21 protein-coding genes are annotated in these 19,825 nt (G+C 39.9%); 6 read left to right on the top strand and 15 right to left on the bottom strand.

What is annotated here, in order from left to right; genetic code table 11:
* Positions 1-99 precede the first annotated feature (99 nt).
* Positions 100-1,479: an RsmF rRNA methyltransferase first C-terminal domain-containing protein gene (locus AC0KTX_RS05200; protein WP_474251178.1), complete on the top strand. Its 1,380-nt coding sequence runs from the start codon at positions 100-102 to the stop codon at positions 1,477-1,479.
* A gap of 28 nt (positions 1,480-1,507) precedes the next feature.
* Here AC0KTX_RS05200 and AC0KTX_RS05205 read toward each other — a convergent pair whose 3' ends face one another.
* The 12 genes from AC0KTX_RS05205 to AC0KTX_RS05260 form a co-directional block, all read right to left on the bottom strand.
* Entirely contained in the window at positions 1,508-2,092 is a 585-nt protein-coding gene (locus tag AC0KTX_RS05205) for a YpmS family protein (protein WP_474251179.1), read from the bottom strand.
* Positions 2,093-2,097: 5 nt separating this feature from the next.
* Positions 2,098-2,913, bottom strand: coding sequence for an SGNH/GDSL hydrolase family protein (locus tag AC0KTX_RS05210; RefSeq protein ID WP_474251180.1), 816 nt, complete (start codon positions 2,911-2,913; stop codon positions 2,098-2,100).
* A gap of 121 nt (positions 2,914-3,034) precedes the next feature.
* Positions 3,035-3,607 carry an SCO family protein gene (locus tag AC0KTX_RS05215; RefSeq protein ID WP_474251181.1) on the bottom strand — a complete coding sequence of 191 codons (573 nt, stop codon included), beginning with the start codon at positions 3,605-3,607 and terminating at the stop codon, positions 3,035-3,037.
* Between the two features lie 258 nt (positions 3,608-3,865).
* Positions 3,866-4,117 carry a DUF2535 family protein gene (locus AC0KTX_RS05220; RefSeq protein WP_474251182.1) on the bottom strand — a complete coding sequence of 84 codons (252 nt, stop codon included), beginning with the start codon at positions 4,115-4,117 and terminating at the stop codon, positions 3,866-3,868.
* 91 nt (positions 4,118-4,208) lie between these two features.
* The gene (gene ilvA / locus AC0KTX_RS05225) at positions 4,209-5,477 is read right to left on the bottom strand and encodes a threonine ammonia-lyase IlvA (RefSeq protein ID WP_474251183.1); all 1,269 of its coding nucleotides are present in this window, start codon (positions 5,475-5,477) and stop codon (positions 4,209-4,211) included.
* Positions 5,478-5,567: 90 nt separating this feature from the next.
* Complete coding sequence (locus AC0KTX_RS05230) at positions 5,568-6,059, bottom strand: dihydrofolate reductase (RefSeq protein WP_474251184.1); 492 nt, start codon at positions 6,057-6,059, stop codon at positions 5,568-5,570.
* Positions 6,056-6,850 carry a thymidylate synthase gene (locus AC0KTX_RS05235; RefSeq protein WP_474251185.1) on the bottom strand — a complete coding sequence of 265 codons (795 nt, stop codon included), beginning with the start codon at positions 6,848-6,850 and terminating at the stop codon, positions 6,056-6,058. Before AC0KTX_RS05235 ends, AC0KTX_RS05230 begins: the two co-directional genes overlap by 4 nt.
* Positions 6,851-6,921: 71 nt before the next feature.
* A complete protein-coding gene (locus tag AC0KTX_RS05240; protein ID WP_474251186.1) occupies positions 6,922-7,434 on the bottom strand; it encodes a phosphatidylglycerophosphatase A family protein in 513 nt (170 codons plus the stop codon).
* Positions 7,435-7,454: 20 nt separating this feature from the next.
* A complete protein-coding gene (locus tag AC0KTX_RS05245) occupies positions 7,455-8,042 on the bottom strand; it encodes a YpjP family protein (RefSeq protein WP_474251187.1) in 588 nt (195 codons plus the stop codon).
* Positions 8,043-8,634: 592 nt separating this feature from the next.
* Positions 8,635-9,069 (bottom strand): BrxA/BrxB family bacilliredoxin, encoded by a 435-nt coding sequence (locus AC0KTX_RS05250; protein WP_474251188.1) that lies wholly within the window; start codon positions 9,067-9,069, stop codon positions 8,635-8,637.
* Between the two features lie 39 nt (positions 9,070-9,108).
* Positions 9,109-10,230 carry a conserved virulence factor C family protein gene (locus AC0KTX_RS05255; RefSeq protein ID WP_474251189.1) on the bottom strand — a complete coding sequence of 374 codons (1,122 nt, stop codon included), beginning with the start codon at positions 10,228-10,230 and terminating at the stop codon, positions 9,109-9,111.
* Positions 10,231-10,311: 81 nt separating this feature from the next.
* Positions 10,312-10,788, bottom strand: a complete 477-nt coding sequence (locus tag AC0KTX_RS05260) for a glutathione peroxidase (RefSeq protein ID WP_474251190.1) — start codon at positions 10,786-10,788, stop codon at positions 10,312-10,314.
* Positions 10,789-10,954: 166 nt separating this feature from the next.
* Here AC0KTX_RS05260 and metA point away from each other — a divergent pair, with 166 nt between their 5' ends.
* The 3 genes from metA to cspD all read left to right on the top strand — a co-directional run bounded on the left by metA (position 10,955) and on the right by cspD (position 13,632).
* Entirely contained in the window at positions 10,955-11,863 is a 909-nt protein-coding gene (gene metA, locus AC0KTX_RS05265) for a homoserine O-acetyltransferase MetA (RefSeq protein ID WP_474251191.1), read from the top strand.
* A 60-nt stretch (positions 11,864-11,923) separates the two neighbouring features.
* On the top strand, positions 11,924-13,063 hold the full coding sequence (locus AC0KTX_RS05270; RefSeq protein ID WP_474251192.1) for a diglucosyl diacylglycerol synthase: 1,140 nt from the start codon (positions 11,924-11,926) through the stop codon (positions 13,061-13,063).
* A 365-nt stretch (positions 13,064-13,428) separates the two neighbouring features.
* On the top strand, positions 13,429-13,632 hold the full coding sequence (gene cspD / locus AC0KTX_RS05275) for a cold-shock protein CspD (RefSeq protein WP_063389667.1): 204 nt from the start codon (positions 13,429-13,431) through the stop codon (positions 13,630-13,632).
* A 113-nt stretch (positions 13,633-13,745) separates the two neighbouring features.
* Here the strand turns inward: cspD and AC0KTX_RS05280 are convergent, their stop codons facing one another.
* On the bottom strand, positions 13,746-13,931 hold the full coding sequence (locus AC0KTX_RS05280) for a zinc-finger domain-containing protein (RefSeq protein WP_474251193.1): 186 nt from the start codon (positions 13,929-13,931) through the stop codon (positions 13,746-13,748).
* 286 nt (positions 13,932-14,217) lie between these two features.
* On the opposite strand from AC0KTX_RS05280, the gene AC0KTX_RS05285 reads away from it, so the two are divergent.
* Together AC0KTX_RS05285 and AC0KTX_RS05290 are read left to right on the top strand one after the other, a co-directional pair.
* Complete coding sequence (locus tag AC0KTX_RS05285; RefSeq protein WP_474251194.1) at positions 14,218-14,625, top strand: reverse transcriptase-like protein; 408 nt, start codon at positions 14,218-14,220, stop codon at positions 14,623-14,625.
* The gene (locus tag AC0KTX_RS05290; protein ID WP_474251195.1) at positions 14,622-15,536 is read left to right on the top strand and encodes a DMT family transporter; all 915 of its coding nucleotides are present in this window, start codon (positions 14,622-14,624) and stop codon (positions 15,534-15,536) included. Before AC0KTX_RS05285 ends, AC0KTX_RS05290 begins: the two co-directional genes overlap by 4 nt.
* A gap of 130 nt (positions 15,537-15,666) precedes the next feature.
* On the opposite strand, the gene AC0KTX_RS05295 is transcribed toward AC0KTX_RS05290, so the two are convergent.
* Positions 15,667-15,951: a DUF2533 family protein gene (locus AC0KTX_RS05295; protein ID WP_474251196.1), complete on the bottom strand. Its 285-nt coding sequence runs from the start codon at positions 15,949-15,951 to the stop codon at positions 15,667-15,669.
* Positions 15,952-15,986: 35 nt separating this feature from the next.
* On the bottom strand, positions 15,987-19,592 hold the full coding sequence (locus tag AC0KTX_RS05300) for a dynamin family protein (protein ID WP_474251197.1): 3,606 nt from the start codon (positions 19,590-19,592) through the stop codon (positions 15,987-15,989).
* Positions 19,593-19,825 lie beyond the last annotated feature (233 nt).

Raw genomic sequence — 19,825 nt, forward strand, 5'->3', positions numbered from 1 at the left:
AGTCAAGTTCTTAAGCCGGAATGGAAGTTTTTCTCCCAATAGAATTTTCGCCAACATCTTTGCCAATCCGCTATAATGAAAAGTGAAAGGAGACGAAATATGCACATACCTGAAGAATTTCATCGAAAAATGAAACATCTTTTAGGGGAAGAAGCTGAAAAATTTTTGGCTGCTTTACAAAAGCATCCCGTTAAAGGGCTTAGGATTAATCAGCTCAAGACAAAGAAGGAGTCTTTTTGGCCAAACGCCCCATTTTCGCTTTCCCAAGTCCCTTTTTGTCAAGATGGATTCTACTTTGATGAAACAAAGGATGAACCCGGAAAACATCCGTATCATGCGGCAGGTCTTTATTACATTCAAGAGCCAAGTGCAATGCTTCCAGCACAAATCCTTGGGGCAAAACCCGGGGAAGCGGTTTTAGATTTATGCGCGGCTCCGGGAGGAAAAACGACGCAAATTGCTGCCATGATGAACAATAAAGGCATCTTGGTTTCTAATGAAATCAATGCGAAGCGGGCAAAAGTTTTGTCAGAAAATATCGAGCGGCTAGCGATTACGAATGCAATCGTGATGAATGAACGCCCGGAAAAACTTCCCCAACAATTTCCAAACTATTTTGACCGAATCTTGGTCGACGCGCCTTGCTCCGGTGAAGGAATGTTCCGCAAAGATGAAACGGCCGCTCAGTTTTGGAGCAGTGAACATGTCAAAAAATGCTCGTTTACCCAAAAAGAGCTGCTCCACATCGCTTACAGAATGTTAAAACCGGGCGGGACAATCGTTTATTCCACCTGCACGTTTTCACCGGAAGAAAATGAGCAGGTAATTGAATCGTTTATTCAAACACATTCCGATATGATGATTGCCGAGATTCCAAAAGAGGCCGGTTTTGATAGCGGAAGGGTGGAATGGACAACATCCGGGATGACCGAAATCAGCAAGACGGTGAGGCTTTGGCCCCATAAAATAAAAGGGGAAGGCCATTTTGCCGCCAAATTGATAAAAAAAGGGGTACCCGAAGCCATTCGCATCCCTCTCGCCAAATCGAATGTCAAAAAGAAACATTTGCCCGAATTTGATCAATTTGTTCAATCTTTTCTCAAAACAAAATTAACCGGCACACTCTATTTACGAAAACAACAACTTTATTTATTGCCTGAAAACTGCCCAGATTTTTCTGCCATGAAAGTTCTAAGAGCAGGATTGCATCTCGGCGAGTTGAAAAAGAACCGTTTTGAACCGAACCATCACCTAGCGTTATTGCTTAAACCGGAAGAGGCTCAATTCAGCTACTCACTTTCCTCCAAGGAGAATGAATGGCAAAAATATTTAAAAGGAGAGGCCATTTCCACATCGAAACACCAAAACAGGGGCTGGCTGCTCATGACGATTGACGGCTATTCAATCGGCTGGGGGAAAGAGGTGCAAGGAACGATTAAAAATTTTTATCCGAAAGGACTTCGCAAGCATTTTCCGTAATCAAGCGGCCTTTTAGAGCCGCTTGCTTTTATTGCAGAGGCAGACGGACAAATAATGTTGCCGAAATCACTCCTTTCTTTAAATCTATTGTTTCCGCACGGATTTTCGAACCGTTTTGTAATGTCAACTCATTTAAATCGACGATTACCCGTCTTTTTTGTGAATCAATCACTACTTCCTTCGGCAATTGGTATTGCGACTTAATGTATTTTAAAACATATGCTACAGGAACGGAAAGTTTGCCGACCGATAAATTTTTCACGAGCAAAATGACGTTTCCGTCTTTTGTAACATGCGGTTCAAAAGCCATTATCATATCCAATTCCCTGCCAAAGGCAATAAGTGATCCGTAAAGTTTAACATCTTCATCCGTTATATTCACTTGATATGTGAGGGGCTGATTGTCCGCTTCTTTTTTCAAATAATCATTGATCAATTTTGTCAGCGATTGTTTATTCGTCTCCACTTTGAAAGCAGCAAAATGTTGATCGTCCCATTCCATCTTTTTTTCACTCGGCTTTTCACCCGGCAAAAACAAAAGTGCGGCTGCCGTCAAAAAAAATAAAAAATTAGCACTCAATAAGATGAAAAATGATAATTTCCATTTCTCCATTTCTTTCATTCCTTTGCAGACACATTTTCCAACGTTTCAAACACCTTTTCCGCAATCATTGTATATCCCGTTTCGTTTGGGTGAAAGTCGTCTTTGTACAGCAAGTCCGGGCCGCCTTGTTTTTGAAAAACGTCTTGAACCGGGACAAATATGGCTCCCCCGTCTTCTGCTAAAATATTTTTTGTTCCTTCATTCCACTCTGAAATAATCGTATCGATTTCCGGAAAATCAGGCAGTCCCTCTGCAAACGGATTGTACAGGCCGATAACGGCAATAAGAGCTTTTTTATTGGTAGATCGGATAATGTTCAAAATGTCGCGCATTCGATTTTCATAATTTTGCTGTTCCGACCGGAACGGCTCCAATGTTAATTGAAAAATATTTTCCTGCACGACCTTCATCAAATCGTTTGCCCCGATTGACATCATAATGAGATCGGCATCTTTCAATTCCGTTAAAACTTCTTCCTTATGAAGCGTTTTTAGCAAATTTGTTGTTTTATCCCCCACTACTGCTAAATTTAGAACAGAAACTTTTGATATATTCTCTCTTTTTTCCAACAACGCGCGGACACGGCCAACATAGCCTTCCTTTTTCTTGTCTCCAAACCCTTTTGTCAACGAATCACCGATTGCGACAATTTTGATGTTCCCGCTAAGTTGAAATAACGCTGGATCATGTTTTACGACAGCAACTGCTTTCTTCCGGCTTTCTTCAGGCGTTTCCTTCCGTTCCGCCTTGTTTTCCGCCGGTGCGGCGGCCTTTTGGACACAAGCCGTTAACAGCAAAAATGAAAGGATGATCATCAACATTTTTCTCATGATGCCAATCACCTGTTTATCTTTTCTTTTTATCATATCATAAAAAAAGTTAAGGCTGGCGAAAACCGTTTTGTTTCATAAAATGCCTTTGAAAACAAAATGTTTCCGCCAACCTTAAACATCATTGAATCGCTTTTATATCGTTGATAATCTCTTCATACGGAGGATCTGATACACCGCTGTAACTCTTTAACACAACACCATTTTGATCCACCAGATAAAAGCTCGTTCCGTGTGCGACTTGATCATCGTTTTGAACTTTTTGCACCAAAGTTTTGAAACTGTTTTTTGCAAATTCTTCGATCGTTTTCTGGCTATAACCGGTCAAAAATTTCCAATTATCAAATGAGACCGAAAAATTGCCGGCAAACTGTTTTAATTTTTCTGGAGTATCCACTTCAGGATCTACGCTGAATGAAACAAACTGCACTTCCACACCCGCTTCATCCGCTTTTTCTTGAAGCTGTTTCATGTGAGCCGTCATCGGCGGACAAACTGTTTCACAACTTGTGAAAATAAAATCCGCAACCCAAACTTTCCCTTTTAAATCTTTTAATGAAAACGGCTTCCCATCTTGATCGGTAAATTCAAAGTTTTCCACTTTATAATTTAAAGGGTCTTCAATTTTGCTTCCACTGCATGCCGCTAAAAAAAAGAAACAGATGATAAGTCCAAAAAAGAGTGTTTTTTTCATCGATCGATTCACCTTTCCTAAGTTTCTATCGAGAAGTTTATCAAAAATTTGCACAAGATCAAAGCAAATTCAAAATGGGTTCATAAAAGTTTCAACTTTATCACATTTCTTTACAGCTTGATAGCTTATCAGTCTAATAAAATGCAGCCAGATTATACAAATAAAGCATCGGCTCTTTCCTAATTGTTTTTATAAAATTGAAAAACCCCATACGGTTGGCTGATTCATCTAGTCAACCGTATGGGGAGTATTTAATTATTAAGCATTATGTTTTAATCTGTCTGTTTGATAAACCGCTTCATAATCAGACCATTTTAACACCCGTTTTAAATAGGCGCGAAAGGAGTAGACGGCCTTCGGTTTTTCATCTTGACAAATCATGGTTAAAAACATGTTCAGACGAAGATTTAACATGAAACGGTAAGAGTTATCATCCTCCAATACAGGGATTTCCACAATTTTTACTTTCTGCCCATTTTTCAGCTTGAACTCTAAGCTTTTCAGCAGCAAACTATCAATCCTCTTTTTTACCCGTTTCTTTTATTTTACATCAAAATGGCGGAGAAAAATGTCAAAATATGTTTTCCGCCATTTTTTCCGATTAGATTAACAAATTGAACAAATTGCTGTCTTTATTCACCTCTGTAAATGGAAAACCTTTCTTTTTCATTCTTTCCACAAGACCATGGTAGTCTTCCCGATGTTTCACCTCAATGCCAACGAGCGCCGGTCCGCTTTCTTTATTGTTTTTCTTTGTATATTCAAACCGTGTGATATCATCCGTAGGACCTAGAACTTCATCTAAAAATTCTCTCAAAGCGCCGGCTCTTTGAGGAAAATTGACGATAAAATAATGCTGCAATCCTTCATAAAGCAAAGATCTTTCTTTAATTTCCTGCATTCGTCCGATGTCGTTATTTCCGCCGCTGACAACGCAAACAACCGTTTTTCCTTTTATTTGTTCTTTATAAAAATCAAGAGCAGCGATTGACATCGCCCCCGCAGGTTCTGCAACAATTGCATTTTCGTTGTATAAATTCAAGATCGTCGTGCAAATTTTCCCTTCTGGCACTAACAATAGATCATCTAAAATCGTTTGGCAAATGGAGTAGGTATGATCACCGACCCTTTGCACCGCAGCTCCGTCTACAAATTTGTCGATTTCCGGCAATTCGATCACTTTTCCCGCTTCCAACGATTTGGCCATGGCAGGCGCTCCTGACGGTTCAACGCCAATCAGTTTTGTGTTCGGGGACACACCTTGAAAATAAGTTCCGATTCCGGAAAACAAGCCGCCGCCGCCAATAGAGGCAAATAGAAAATCAATCGGTTCATCGCTGTCATTTAAAATTTCCACTGCAACCGTTCCTTGCCCGGCAATCACGTCTTTATCATCGAATGGATGAATGAATGTCCGTTTTTCTTTCTCAGCGCATTCCATCGCTTTTTTATAGGAATCATCGAACGTATCCCCGACCAAAATAATTTCAATGTATCCCCGTCCGTGCAGTTCCACTTGCGAAATTTTTTGTTTTGGCGTCGTTGAAGGCATAAAAATTTTTCCGTGCACCTTTAAAGCTCTGCAAGAATAAGCGACACCTTGCGCATGGTTCCCCGCACTGGCGCAAACAACCCCGTTTTTCGTTTCCTCAGGAGCCAAATGCTTCATTTTGTTATATGCCCCTCTAATTTTAAAGGATCGCACAACTTGTAAATCTTCCCTTTTCAAATACACTTTACAACCATATTTTTCTGACAATCTTTGATTGTATTCCAATGGAGTATGAACAACCACATCTTTTAATGATTGATGAGCTTTTAATATATCCTCTACTTGGACGAATGCTTCAACTTTTGTCATATTCGCCATTGTACACCCCTGCCCTTTAAAAAATTCTTAATTTTAATATTATACCATCGTTTTAAGAATTTTTAAATGCTTCGTTCCATTATGGAAATTTCACCGGCTTTTTCTTTCATAAATAAGAAATCGATGCGGGTACACGTTTTTCGCATCAAGGGTTCCCTCTTTCTCGGAAATAAGTTCCCATTCGGAATAATCGATTTCGGGAAAAAAAACATCTCCTGAAAATTCCGCTTCAATTTCTGTTATGTAAAGCCGATCCGCATATGGCAGCATTTTGTTGAATATATCCGCCCCGCCGATGACGAAAATTTCTTCATGTTCGTTTTCAGCAAACCGCACAAATTCCTCAATCGAATGAAAAACAAGACAGCCTTCGCATGAAAAATGCTCATCTCTTGTTAAAACAATCGTTTTCCGCCCTGGAAGAGGCCGTCCGATGGATTCAAACGTTTTTCGTCCCATTGCAATTTTTTTCTGCATAGTCATCTCTTTAAAATATTTCAAATCGTTCGGAAGATGCCACGGAAGCTTGTTTTCCTTCCCGATCAGCCGATTTTTGTCCATGGCAAACAAAAAGGAAATCATACGCTGACTTCCCCTTTTATGTGTGGATGAGGGTCATACCCTTCAAGCGTAAAATCTTCATATTGGAAATCGAAAATCGATTGAACCTTTCTGTTCAATTTCATTGTTGGGAGCGGTCTCGGCTCTCTTGTCAATTGCAGTTTTACTTGATCGATATGATTGGAATAAATATGGACATCTCCGAACGTATGGATAAATTCCCCGGGAGCGAGATCGCAAACTTGGGCGATCATCATGGTCAAAAGGGCATACGAAGCGATATTGAACGGAACCCCTAAAAAAAGGTCAGCAGACCGTTGGTAAAGCTGACATGAAAGCTTTCCTTCCGCCACGTAAAATTGAAAAAGGGTATGGCAAGGAGGCAAAGCCATTTTCTCAAGATCAGCCACATTCCAAGCACTGACAATCAGCCTGCGGGAGTCAGGATTTGTTTTAATTTGTTCAATGACATTGGATATTTGGTCGATTGTTTGGCCGTCAGCCCCTGTCCAAGAGCGCCACTGATAACCGTAAATCGGCCCGAGTTCCCCGTTTTCATCCGCCCATTCGTTCCAAATGCGAACCCCATGATCCTGCAGATATTTCACATTTGTGTCTCCTTTTAAAAACCAGAGAAGCTCATATATAACCGATTTCAGATGAATTTTTTTTGTGGTAACGAGCGGGAAGCCTTCCGCTAAATCAAATCGCATCTGATAGCCAAACGTGCTGATCGTACCGGTTCCGGTGCGATCTTGCTTTTTGACTCCGTTTTCCAAAACGTATTTACACAATTCCAAATATTGCTTCAAATACGACACTTCCTTTAAATTGTATTCTTGTTGCTGTCTTTTCATTATAATAAAATAAATAGGTCGGGTTGTTAAACATTTTCAACTTGATCTCCCAAATCGCGGTGCTGGTGTGCAATGCGGCTTGCAGCACTTGCTGCGATGGCAGCAATAATATCATCTAAAAACGTGTTGACTTTTCCGCCCTTGCAATTGTTCAGTTCCCGAATAATTCCGAATTTTTCTTTATCCAAATAGCCAAAATTGGTAAAGCCAATGGAACCGTATACGTTGACAATGGATAATGATAATATTTCATCGATGCCGTAAAGAGATTCATCAGTTTCAACGATTTGCTGCAAAGGGTCTGGAAGCAATTTTTTTTCGGCAAGTTGGTCGATCGCAATCCCAGTTAGCACAGCATGGATGATTTCTCTTTTTCTTAAAACTTGTTCAACATGAACTAAACAATCCTCAAGAGTAATTCCGGGGATATATTTTTGCTGGAGGGAAAGAACAATTTCCGCAATGTCTTTCAGTGCAACTCCCCGTTCTTCCAAAAGTTCTATTGCTTTTTTCTGAAGTTTTTCTAACGGAAAACTCATGATTAATTTCACATCCTTTATTATGACATCCAATTTGGTGGAGTATTTGTATCCCAATAAATTCTTCCTAAAGTATAATGGTTTTGAAAATTGTCGTGATAGGTGTGATAGTGAAAATCAAACCAATAGCCTTCTAGCGGCGGATGATCTGTGCGAACATGAAAACGAAGGACATCCTCCCCTGTTGATTGGTCAAAAATGTGAAAAATTTTCTCGCCCTTTCCCGATGATGGCTGCTGGGAAATGGCCAAGTTCTCAAAACGATCATGTTCAGTTTCAAGAAAACCGGATATTACTTCCTCCATCCTTGGCAAAATGAAAGTGCGGAATTCATGCTCAATGACATTCCCAATTTTTCCACCGAATTTTTGAAATGATTGCTTTTCTGCTTCTGACAACAATTGATCAATGAAGCTGATTTCAACGTCTTCAATTGTCGAATCTGCAATTTCCACTTCACCAAATGCAGCTTCAACAGCTTCTTTTTCCGGTGTCGGCGTTTCTTCGGGCGCGTGCTTATTAACCGTCAACACTGCAGGTGGCGTTACGAGTCCAAATGTGGCGATCGTAAAAAGCACTATGAGCGATTTCCTAACCCATTGCTTCATTTCGCTTCTTCCTTCCCGCAAGTTCGAATCATAACTATTATTCTATCATATTTTCGCGAAATGGAAAATCATAGAATTCTTTTTGCGAAATGGGTTTGAAAAATCAATAAAAAGAGGTAAAATAAAATAAGTTATAAAAGTGAAAACGATAGACGGAGGGGAAGCACCAATGTATGAAACATTCTTTATCATCGGCAGCTTTATTACGCTCGCTTATCTAATCGTCATGGAACTTGCGGACTAACAGAAGAAAGGAAAGCGAAGGATCGGGTCAGAGAATTCTGAACCCGTTTTTATTTTTGCTGTTTTTATTACACCGTGTATTTCAACCTTTTTTCACCGCTTCATTTAAAAAAGTCGGCGAACCGGCTTTCGTTTTGTTTTTCAACATGTTCTTTTTCTTTATTTAAAAGAACTATATCGGCAGGAAATGAACAAAACGGATATGGCTGCTGCAAAAAGCAATTGTAGTTTTACCAGCTTCTATTTTGTAAAAATTTGTGCGCACTCGCTGCGGAACGAAGCGCTAAAATTGCGCTTTCATTTAGACGACTGACGGATAAAAAATAAAAAAGGATGCAACATCGCATCCTTAACAATGCTGTTCAAATGCTTGAAGAAGGTTTTCCATCACACCTTCCAGCGTGTTTCCTTCTATATCATGCCTTGGAATGAAATGAACAACCTCTTTCCCTTTTAAGAGCGCAATGGACGGCGAAGAAGGCTCATAACCTGTAAAATACTCCCTCATTTTGGCGGTCGCTTCACGATCCTGCCCGGCAAACACCGTCACAAGATGGTCGGGTGTTTTTTCAGTAACGGCCAAAGCTTGGGTAGCAGCGGGTCGTGCAAGGCCGGCCGCGCAGCCGCAAACAGAATTGACGAACACAAGTGTCGTTCCTTCGGCAGATTCCATAAATTTTTCTACTTCTTCAACTGTTGTTAATTCACGGAACCCTGCATTTATCAATTCATCCCGCATCGGTTGAACGAGTTGGCGCATATATTCTTCATAAGCCATTGACATTAAACATTCCTCCTCAAAAAATTTATACGGAATTTCGGTTCATTTTTGCCGGCTTTCCGTCATTTGCTTCCAAACAGAACCCTTCGCTTCTTCTCCTTTTTCTATCCGTTCGATTGCCATTTTAATTTGCATCTTCACCTCAAATTCAGGATCATCTTCCGCTTCCTTCAAGGCCTCTAATGCAGTTTCATCCCCAACCTCATACAAAAACATCGCCGCCCGCCAGCGCACAAGTTTATTTTTATCTTTCAGTGCCTCTATCATAGCGGGGATTGCTGCCTTATCGCCAATGTCGGATAAGGCATCGCCAGCAGTTCTCCGCACCGTCACGCTTTTGTCTTTCAGAGCTTTATACAAGAAAGGAAGAACAATCGGATCATTCAGCATTCCTAAATAGACGGTCGCAAGCCTTCGAATGGAAGGTTTTTCATCATGCAACGCCTTTTCCAGCACAGGAAGATCCTCTAAAGTCGGATCCATTTGTTCGAGATGGGCAAACCGTTTTTGCCAATCAGGATCATCCAACATGTCGGAAGTGACTTTATAGCTTGGGCGTTTGTACTTTCCTTTCTCATCATCATGATGAATGATCCGATCTTTTATACGTTCCAAACGTTCGGGAGGGTACGCAGCTGAAATTTCCTCGACAACTTCTTTTCCAATGGCATCCAAGTCTCCGTAGCGAACACCTTGTTCTTTCCATTCCCGTTCAAGCACGACGTTTTTCGCATGCATTTGAACTTCCATTACAACCTCCCGAAAACGATCGGGCAAACCGTATCGCCGTTCTTCTTGGCCGTCGGTAAGCTTCACCTGCATCGGCAATCCGCGAAACATTTGGATAAATACTTTTACTTCCCCGTATCCTTCCCGAGGGTGATAAACACCATCCCTTTCTTCCACGGCTTCTCCGAATGAAGCTCGTACTTCCGATAGAATGTTTTGCCAATCATATTTGGCATTGCGTTCAATCGCCAAAAAATCTGCGACATGGTAGACGTTTTTGACACCTTCGATCGCTAAAATGGACTGAATTTCTTCAGGAGCTTCATGAGCATTCATTTTATTGTAATTATTTCTTTTCCCCGCCGGCAATTCTTCATCTAAAATGACTTTCATCGTGTTCGGACTAGGGGTAGGTTCAATTGACTTGATTTTCACATGGTGTCACTCCCTCTTTCCTATCTGCAGTATCATTTTAACATACATCCCGTAAAATATTCTCGTCAAAGAGCTTGAAGTTCACAAAAGCTTTTCGATATATGTAGCAATATCTTTCGGATTTGTTTGCGGAACAAAACGTTCTACCGGATTTCCTTCTTTATCAATCAAAAATTTCGTAAAATTCCATTTAATCACTTTTGTTCCAAACACCCCAGGAAGCTGTTCCGCCAAATATTGAAACAAAGGATGGGCATTGGCTCCTTTGACGTCAACTTTCGCAAAGACCGGGAACGTCACTCCGTAGTTTGTTTGACAAAATTGTTGTATCTCTTCATCGCTTCCAGGTTCTTGCTTGCCAAACTGATTGCAGGGAAAAGCCAATACAACAAACCCTTTTTCTTTATATGTACGATACAAATTTTCCAGTCCTTCATATTGAGGAGTAAAACCGCATTTGCTTGCTGTATTGACAATCAGCATTACTTTTCCTTTATACTGTAGTAGTGAAGTCATTTGCCCGGTGGCTGTTTTCACTTGGAAATCATAAATGGACATACCGTTTTCCCCCTTTTATTTTTTGAATGGACGATTTCTTTACATAATAATCATAGCAAAACTTCAATTGAAATATCATGATAAACTCTCTATAATATTAGCAAAACTTGGTTTGATCCTTTTTTATCCTATTACATAAGCGATCGACTCTCGGAGGTGCAATGAAATGCCGATTAATATTCCTTCCAATTTGCCGGCAAAAGAAATATTAGAGAAAGAAAACATTTTCGTGATGGATGAAAAACGGGCATATACACAAGATATCCGCCCTTTAAATATTGTAATCCTAAATTTAATGCCGGAAAAAGAAAAAACGGAAACACAGCTTTTAAGGCTGCTTGGCAATTCCCCTTTGCAAGTGAACATTACCTTTTTGCGTCCAAAAACGCATACGCCGAAAACGACTGCTAAACAACATTTGGAGCAATTTTATACAACATTTGATCAAATTCATCATCGAAAATACGACGGGATGATTGTCACAGGGGCTCCGGTGGAAAAAATGCCGTATCAAGAAGTGACATATTGGAAAGAACTTACCGATATTTTCCAATGGTCGAAGGAACACGTAACATCGACATTGCATATTTGCTGGGGAGCTCAGGCAGGACTTTATTATCATTACGGGATTAATAAATACATGCTGCCGAAAAAATGCTTCGGTGTTTTTGAACATAAAATTTCCGATCCATCCGTAAAGCTTTTACGCGGTTTTGATGAAATTTATTATGTTCCCCATTCCCGCCATACCGATATTGACACGGAGGCGCTGAAAAAAGAGAAAGATTTGCAGATTTTATCATATTCCGATGAAGCAGGTGTATGTCTTGTCGCTTCTAAAGACGGAAAGTTCATCTTTTTGACAGGGCATCCGGAGTATGATGCAACGACTTTAAAAGAGGAGTATGAACGGGATTTGGCGAAAGGTCTTGACATTGACATGCCGAAAAATTATTTTCCGAATGATGATCCGACGAAAACGCCATATCATCGCTGGCGATCCCATGCGAATTTATTGTTCGTCAATTGGCTTAATTATTATGTATATCAAGAAACACCTTATATTTGGGAATAATAGATATCGATCAACCGGAACAAGACGCGACGTTCTTTCAATGAGGTGATGAAAACATTTATGAGAAAACCGAAAATTTTAATTTTGACTGCGAAATACGGAAATGGTCATATTCAAGTGGCGTCAACATTGGAAAAAAACTGTGCTGAACGCGGGTTGCAAGTGATTGTTTGCGATCTTTACCGCGAATCGCATCCGTTGATCACAGAAATTACAAAATATCTTTATTTAAAAAGCTTTTCGTTTGGAAAACAATTTTACCGTCTTTTTTATTACGGCGTTGATAAAATGTATAACAAAAGAGTGATGAACGTTTACTATACAATGGGGAGAAAGCGTCTGGCAGAAATCATTGATAAGGAAAGACCTGATATTATTATCAACACATTTCCAATGATTGTCGTTCCTGAATATCGAAGACGAACAGGGCATGTCATTCCAACCTTTAACGTCATGACCGATTTTTGCCTTCATAAAATTTGGGTTCACCAAAATATTGATAAATATTACGTTGCCAGTGAAAATGTTAAGGAAAAGCTCGTCAATATTGGTGTGAGCGACGATGACATAAAGGTGACGGGTATTCCCATCCGCAAACAGTTTGAAGAACAAATCGAAAAAAAATCTTTATACCGCAAATATCAATTAGATGAAAACAAGCATATATTGCTGATTATGGCGGGCGCTCACGGTGTATTAAAACATGTGAAAGAAATTTGTGAATCCATGATCGATTCGCAAAATGTTCAAACAATTGTTGTTTGCGGAAACAATCACACATTAAAAGAACGTTTATCCCCTCTCGCAGAACAGCACGGGGATCGCCTGAAAGTGTTCGGATATGTTGAAAGAGTGGACGAACTGTTTCGAGTTGCATCACTGCTTGTGACAAAACCAGGCGGCATAACATTGTCTGAAGCGACTGCCCTTTCAGTTCCCTTAATATTGTACAACCCTGTTCCCGGCCAAGAAAAAGAAAATGCCGAATTTTTTGCCAAACATCATGCAGCCGTCATTGCCAACAATATTGAAGAAATGATTAATGAAATGAACCGGCTGTTGAATGCACCTGACATCATGGCAAAAATGCGGGAAAATATTCACCGGTTGTATCATCCAAATGCAGTCGACACGATTATAGACGATATTTTACAAGAAAGCGAACGAATGATGAAATATCGTCAGGAACAAATTAGTTGACCGTGCCACATTTTCCCATGGCAAAGGAGAAGCTCATATGGCCAAAACCGTTCAATATTCCGCCATTCAAACGCCAGCCTCCCACTCAAAATGATCTGATGGCGGAATTGAAGCGCGGGAATTAAACCCTTTCAATCAATAGCATCCTCTTCCTTTAGGAAAAATGGACTAAAAATGATCATCATCCTAGGAAGGAAATGACTTGACTTACTATATTTTGTTCGTGTATAGTAAATATATCATTTAGCAGAATATATGGCAGCTTTAAGGTTTTGAAACCTTGCTTGTTGCATTATATTCCAGTTAAATGATAAAAATTTTGTAAGCACGGCTTTGTGCGGAAAGTATTAGGAGGAAATTGAATTATGCAACAAAACGGAAAAGTAAAATGGTTTAACAATGAGAAAGGCTACGGTTTTATTGAAGTGGAAGGCGGAGACGATGTTTTCGTTCATTTCACTGCCATCCAAGGAGAAGGTTTCAAAACTTTAGAAGAAGGTCAAGCGGTTTCATTTGAAATCGTTCAAGGAAATAGAGGACCTCAAGCTGCTAACGTTGTTAAATTATAATTGCTGATCGCCATGATCTTCCGATATAAAAAGAGGCTAAAAAAGCCTCTTTTTATTTTTTATACAATTTTTTCCTGATCTGAAAAGCGCCGGTATTTGGTTAAAAACAGGCTCTACTTTTCCGACAGCTGACTGCCCAATTTTTTTATTTTTTCGCCAACCGTGCATTTGTTGATGCAAAAAGAATGGGCGTACGTTTTTCCATATTCTTTTCGAAAATGTGCTTTTAAAAAACAGTTTACGCAATACGTATCCATTAATTCCGTCACTTTTTCAATGATTATTGTGCGATTTTCCATGATCATTCCATCTCCAATGACAAACAGTCGTGTTGCTTTGGGTAAAAATAGGTTGGATGAAAAACAAAAACACTAAACCTCATTTTTTATATCACATTTTTTTCAAACGATCAATCATACAAAACCGGCCGATATGGTATAATTGTGAATTGTTTCATGTTTTTTCAAAAGGATGAGCCTTTCAAATATATCTTCATCCTAATTTTATGTTATATTCGTCTTTTCGCGGAATAATTCCTGCAACAACCGATCATCTTTCGTTCTTTCAAAAAGGAGTGTTGTCAATTTGCTGGAAGTATATATAGACGGGGCGTCAAAAGGCGGAGCAGGTCCGTCCGGTGCAGGCATATACATTAAGGGAGCCGATTTTCAAGAAAAACATTCCATCTTTCTCGGCAACATGGATAATCATGAAGCGGAATTTGCAGCACTTGTCGAAGGACTGAAGATTTGTATAAATAAAAATTACAAATCCGCCTCCTTCCGAACGGATTCGCAGGCTGTCGATCACGCTGTACAAAAGCGATTTGTAAAACATAACCGGTATAAACCGCATCTTCAACAAGCGCTGGCACTAATGGAACAAATGGACCTGTTTTTTCTGAAATGGATTCCGGAAAAACAAAACAAAATCGCTGACGAATTGGCAAAAAAAGCTATTTGGAATCATGAAAAGAGGGAGAAAAAAACATGAAAAAACAACATCTTGCCGATTTGGTGCTGCTCAGCATCGCATTTATTTGGGGATCAACCTTTGTGATCGTTCAGCGAGCCATTGAATTTATTCCCCCAAATTTTTTTAACGGAATCCGCTTTTTGATCGGCAGCCTTTGCTTATCATTGCTGCTCATCGGCCAAAAAAAAGACTCGCTTTTCAACGGTGCATTAATGAAAAACGGAATATTGCTTGGCACTTTTTTATTTTGCGGCTATTCCTTTCAAACCGTCGGCTTAATGTCGACAACCTCATCAAAAGCCGGTTTTATCACCGGTTTAAACGTCATGATCGTTCCATTTCTTGCCTCCTTGATTTTAAAGGAAAAATTAAGAGCAACCTCTATTTTTTGCGCCATCATCGGTACGATCGGTTTATATTTATTGGCCGGAGGAAGCTTCCATTCATTTCAAACGGGAGATTTCCTCGTGTTATTATGCGCATTTGCTTTTGCTGTTCATATTGTTTTAACAGGCGCACTGTCTAAGCAGTTTCCGGTGCTGCCGCTCACGATCATTCAATTGCTGACGGTTTCTTTGTTAAGCTTTTTATCAGCAATGGCTTTTGAACCAACGATTTTTACGATCAGCATTCGCCGACTTTTCACGTTCGATGTTGCATTTGCCTTGCTCATGACATCGTTGTTGGCAACAGCCTATGCTTATGTGGCACAAACGAAATATCAAGCTTTTACTTCCCCTTCCCGGGTTGCGATGATATTTGCGACAGAACCGGTTTTTGCGGCCATCACGGCGTTTTTCTGGCAAGGTGAAAGGCTTTCTGCTACAAGCGCCATCGGCTGTCTTTTCATTTTCATTGCCATGATTTTATCGGAAGCTTTCAAGAACCCTTTTTCGAGATGGAAAAAATCGAAGAGCGAGGCTGCGTAATTTTCCTATTGCATTTTGCTAACAGGGGCTGTCCGAAAAGCGGTTTTTCAGACGAATGTATGAAAAAAGCAAGACCCAGGAATGCAATTATATCAACATTCTTGGGTCTTTTACTTGGAAACATATGACACTAAATGGACTTTTTAGACAGTCCCTGTTTACGGGCAACGTATTCCTTGACCATTTCAACTGTGACAAACTTTCTGACTGGAACAATCCCGGTAGTTCTCGCTAATTCATTGATTTGTTCTGTCACTTGGTTAACAGCATTTACAGAAAAATCCAATCCTTTTTCACACAAGGCAACCGCTTCGTCAATGGCCGCCTCCCGTTTTGTTTCAAGTTGAACAAATTGTTTCACGATTTCATGCTGACGGTTTGCATGTTTTGTGATTTCATGATGGACTTCCGCCATTCATTCTCTCCCCTTTTTTGTTCACGTTATTTCCTTTAGGATAAGTTTTGCAGTTGCTGCAATTTTTCGGTCAACCCATTCATATCGTGCGGTGCTTTTAACGTTTTGATCCTCGCTGTGACAAATTTTTCCGCTTCTTTCATCATCTTTTCCTTTTCTTTGGAAAATTCCCGCTCCATCAATGATTTAAAATGGTGAATCATTTCATTTTCTCCAGCTTTTACCGCTTTTTCAATTCCCTTTTCGAGTTCGTGTTCCAATAGATTGAACAGCTTTTGTTTTTCATTTTGTTCAAAAAACGATTTTGTGTTGCGAAACACTTTGTGCGCTTTTGCGGCATCAATGTGTAAAAAAGCTGACACAGACAAGTTGACATCCAATTCTTCAAGCTTCCGTTCTACTGTTTGGGCAAATGGCACCGAAACATATTTTCCGGAAATCAAGCCAGAGAGTTTTTCATTCATTTGCTGCAAAAGATGGTTGACATGCTTGTCTAGACGCAATGTCGTCGCATTGAGTTCTTGCCGCAAGTAAATTTCCAAACTGTTGATCAATTCTTGAAAACATTCCATCAACACTTTTTTTTCATTGCCTCTGGCATTCATAAACCGGCTCGGTTCATATGCTTGTTTGAACAGCTCAGGCAGTTTGTAAACAATCCGCTGCTTAACATAATAGTTCAGTTCTTCCGCTTCCTGCTGAAGCGATTTGATATATTCATCTATTGGATATGAACGGATCGTTTTTCCTATTTCGATGAGTTGTCTGTTCAATTCATTTCCTTTGGCTTCCCGTTCATTTTCATCAAGCCGCATTAACTTGACCATTTCCGCCATTTCGTTAACAGCTGCTTGAAACTCATATTCTGCTGCCTGTATAAAAACCGTCATCAGTTCATGTTGAATAAAATGATCGAACGACTCTAGGAAAAGGGAAAACTCATCGGCCGCCGCCTTTGCTGTTTTTCCTTCCATCGCATATAGACTTGAAACTTGGAAAAGCTTCGGATTCCTGATTGAATGACGATTCAGCATTTCTTCCACATAGTTTCTGACGTCTCTTGCATCTTGTTCATTTTCGGCCAGATCAATCGCATTAATAATAAAAAACATTTTATCGAATGTAAAAGCGTCTTTGACAAGGCCGAGCTGGTTCAAAAATTGTTGATCCCCTTTCGAAAATGGATGGTTGAAATACGTTAAAAAGATAATTGCGTCCGCATGTTTTATATATTGAAAGTCAAGATCCGTGTGACGCCCGTGAAAAGAGTTGGCGCCCGGCGTGTCGACGAGGGTTATGCCCTTCCTTGTCAAATGGCAATCATAATAGATCACCACTTCTTCAATTAAGCAAGCGATCTCTTCCTTGGCGACAAACCTTTCAAGGTCATCAATGGAAATCGTTTTGCTCTCCGGCTTGTTTTCCCGTTCATAATAGCGGATCCCCTCAAGAAATGTTTTCAGCCGCCTTTCCGTCATGACATTTCCGGTTTGTTCTAAAGACGTGATGAGCGCTTTTTGTAAGTCGGCGAAATGATCCGCTCGGATGGAAAATGGTTTTAATAATTCATTAATTTCTTGTAAAATTTTTTGTTCCGTTTTAAAAGCAACTTCAACACATCCGTGTTTTTTTTCAGCCGTTACGCCGGTCAATTTGTTGATGACAGCTGTCGTAGGCGTTGGCGAAGCCGGGAAAATTTTCTCCCCGATCATTGCATTCAGAAAACTTGATTTCCCCGCGCTGAACGCTCCGAAAATGGCGATTTGGAATGTGCGGTTTTCCAATTGCAAAAGTTTATCCTTTAGTCGGCCGGCTGAATGGTCAAGGCCAGCTTCCGTCAAAATGATGACGCTTTTTTTCAATTTTTCAATGACTTTTTCCCGGTTATGCTGCCTTTCTTTTTCAATGTTATTTAGCTTCTCAACAGAAATTTCCTTTTCTTCATGAAAAGCTAATCGTGCTGTCAGTTCATCTTCCTTTAACATCCGCTTTGTCAGATTGGCTGAGATCCATTGATCGACATCAATGTCGGATACATCGCTCGGATGATTCAATATTCTTTCCAATTCTTCAAATGCTTTGTTTAGTTTTTCCTGTTCTTCAAGCGCTTTAGACCATTTGATCATTCTTGCGGTAAGCTCTTCTTTCTTTTGCAGCGCCCGTTCTTTTTCTTCCTGATTTTTTAAAACCAATGCTTCTTTCAAACGTTCTCGCAAAGAGAGCGCTTCTTTTTTGCAAAATTGCTGGATGGCGTTCGTAACTTCTTTTCCGTATTGGAGCACATACTGTCCATTTAATTCCGCTTGCGGTTTGATGACAGAAAGGAGCATTTCTTCGCTTATTGGAAGTTTTAATGCAAAAATTTGCTTTAGAAGCGCTTCATCTTCAAGTTTCAGTTGTTCATAATACGTCTTGAGCATATTCGATAAATGCCAGCCAATTTGCGTTTCGACGTTTTTATTAATTTCTTCATGAAATTCGGATAATGTTTTTTGTTTTATTTCTTCTGTTTTTCTTTTGGCAAAAAACCAGCCTGCTTTAAAATCTTTCTTTTGCGTTTCAATCACTTTTTCAGCTTTCTCTCTTGTAGAAAAAGGCATAAGATTTGCGTTTTTCAACAAAGATTCCAGTTCTTTGTCAAATGCAGTTTCAAATTGGCCTATTTCTTTTTGAAATGCACGGAGTTTTTGTTCGGTCTCTGCAATCTTTTCCTGGCCGCTTGACAACAAATGTTCTACGTTTCGCCAATCTTCAAGAGAAAGACCGAACTGATTGGCCTTTTTATCAGAAAGTCCCTCTTTCATTTCCTTAAAAAGGATTTTGGCTTGTTCCACCATATTTTCCTGAATGAGTCTCGTTCGGTCAAAAACCATCTCCATGAATCGTTTTTCAAGTTGGCCATATTGATTGAAAGGATGATTCGCAAATTTTAAGGATGTATAAAAAATGTCGTCTTTTCTGATGCCAAGAGCTGTCAACGATGCTTCTATATTGTCCTGATATGCTGAAAATGCAACTTCCTTTTCGTTATGTTTATCAATTTGGTTTATGACAACGATCAGCGGCTTATTCATCTCTAGCAATTTTTTTAAAAAGGAAAAGTTCAATTCGGACTGAACGTGGTGATAATCGGCTACGTAAACGATGCAATCTGCCAAATGTAGGGCCGATTCCGTCCTTTTGCGATGGTCGTCGTCCGTTGAATCTATCCCCGGAGAATCGATGAAAAGCAGATGATCATGGATGGTGAAATGAGGGCGCTGAATCAACACTCTTTCAATATTTGCGCCTTGCTTGCAGAGCTTTCGGATAAACTCATCGGTTAACTCCTCTTTCCACTCATATATTTTTCCGTCCATAAAATAAGCGGCAGTGGCTGTTTCACCTTTTGCGAGCATGACAATATTGGAGCTTGTCGGCAGCGGGCTTGACGGCAATACAGCACCGTTAACAAGCTTATTCAATAATGTTGATTTTCCTGCGGAAAAATGGCCAACGAACGCTATGTGCAATTGCTGATTCAGTTCTTTTTCAATCAATTCTTTCCATTTTCGTTTATACGAGACATTTATTTCTTCAGGAAGAAGCTGAAAAATGTGAATAAAACTTTTAACGAAATCTTGTTGTTTGATCGTTCCCATATCGATTTCTCCTTTTCCCAACCATTCCATTTATGATTTTACCACACCCTTGGTCCGGAAAGGGAGGAAAAATAAAAGAGGACCGCGATGCCGCCAGCCCCTTGGATATGTAACATTTCTATATGCTCGCTTCGATTTTTTTTAACACATAACCGATGATAGCCCCATAAATAATGACGGTGCAGCCTACAAATACCATCGTCATGATTTTCCACAATCCCTTCATGAGAATG

This window comes from Aeribacillus sp. JST-2 (assembly GCF_056032925.1).

Coding starts and splice junctions, on each gene's coding strand:
- cspD (WP_063389667.1), top strand. CDS start 13,429: ATGCAACAAAACGGAAAAGTAAAATGGTTTAACAATGAGAAAGGCTAC.
- AC0KTX_RS05205 (WP_474251179.1), bottom strand. CDS start 2,092: ATGGAGAAATGGAAATTATCATTTTTCATCTTATTGAGTGCTAATTTT.
- AC0KTX_RS05290 (WP_474251195.1), top strand. CDS start 14,622: ATGAAAAAACAACATCTTGCCGATTTGGTGCTGCTCAGCATCGCATTT.
- AC0KTX_RS05260 (WP_474251190.1), bottom strand. CDS start 10,788: ATGTCCATTTATGATTTCCAAGTGAAAACAGCCACCGGGCAAATGACT.
- AC0KTX_RS05280 (WP_474251193.1), bottom strand. CDS start 13,931: ATGGAAAATCGCACAATAATCATTGAAAAAGTGACGGAATTAATGGAT.
- AC0KTX_RS05270 (WP_474251192.1), top strand. CDS start 11,924: ATGAGAAAACCGAAAATTTTAATTTTGACTGCGAAATACGGAAATGGT.
- AC0KTX_RS05215 (WP_474251181.1), bottom strand. CDS start 3,607: ATGAAAAAAACACTCTTTTTTGGACTTATCATCTGTTTCTTTTTTTTA.
- AC0KTX_RS05300 (WP_474251197.1), bottom strand. CDS start 19,592: ATGGGAACGATCAAACAACAAGATTTCGTTAAAAGTTTTATTCACATT.
- metA (WP_474251191.1), top strand. CDS start 10,955: ATGCCGATTAATATTCCTTCCAATTTGCCGGCAAAAGAAATATTAGAG.
- AC0KTX_RS05210 (WP_474251180.1), bottom strand. CDS start 2,913: ATGAGAAAAATGTTGATGATCATCCTTTCATTTTTGCTGTTAACGGCT.
- AC0KTX_RS05240 (WP_474251186.1), bottom strand. CDS start 7,434: ATGAGTTTTCCGTTAGAAAAACTTCAGAAAAAAGCAATAGAACTTTTG.
- AC0KTX_RS05200 (WP_474251178.1), top strand. CDS start 100: ATGCACATACCTGAAGAATTTCATCGAAAAATGAAACATCTTTTAGGG.
- ilvA (WP_474251183.1), bottom strand. CDS start 5,477: ATGGCGAATATGACAAAAGTTGAAGCATTCGTCCAAGTAGAGGATATA.
- AC0KTX_RS05295 (WP_474251196.1), bottom strand. CDS start 15,951: ATGGCGGAAGTCCATCATGAAATCACAAAACATGCAAACCGTCAGCAT.
- AC0KTX_RS05230 (WP_474251184.1), bottom strand. CDS start 6,059: ATGATTTCCTTTTTGTTTGCCATGGACAAAAATCGGCTGATCGGGAAG.
- AC0KTX_RS05250 (WP_474251188.1), bottom strand. CDS start 9,069: ATGTCAATGGCTTATGAAGAATATATGCGCCAACTCGTTCAACCGATG.
- AC0KTX_RS05245 (WP_474251187.1), bottom strand. CDS start 8,042: ATGAAGCAATGGGTTAGGAAATCGCTCATAGTGCTTTTTACGATCGCC.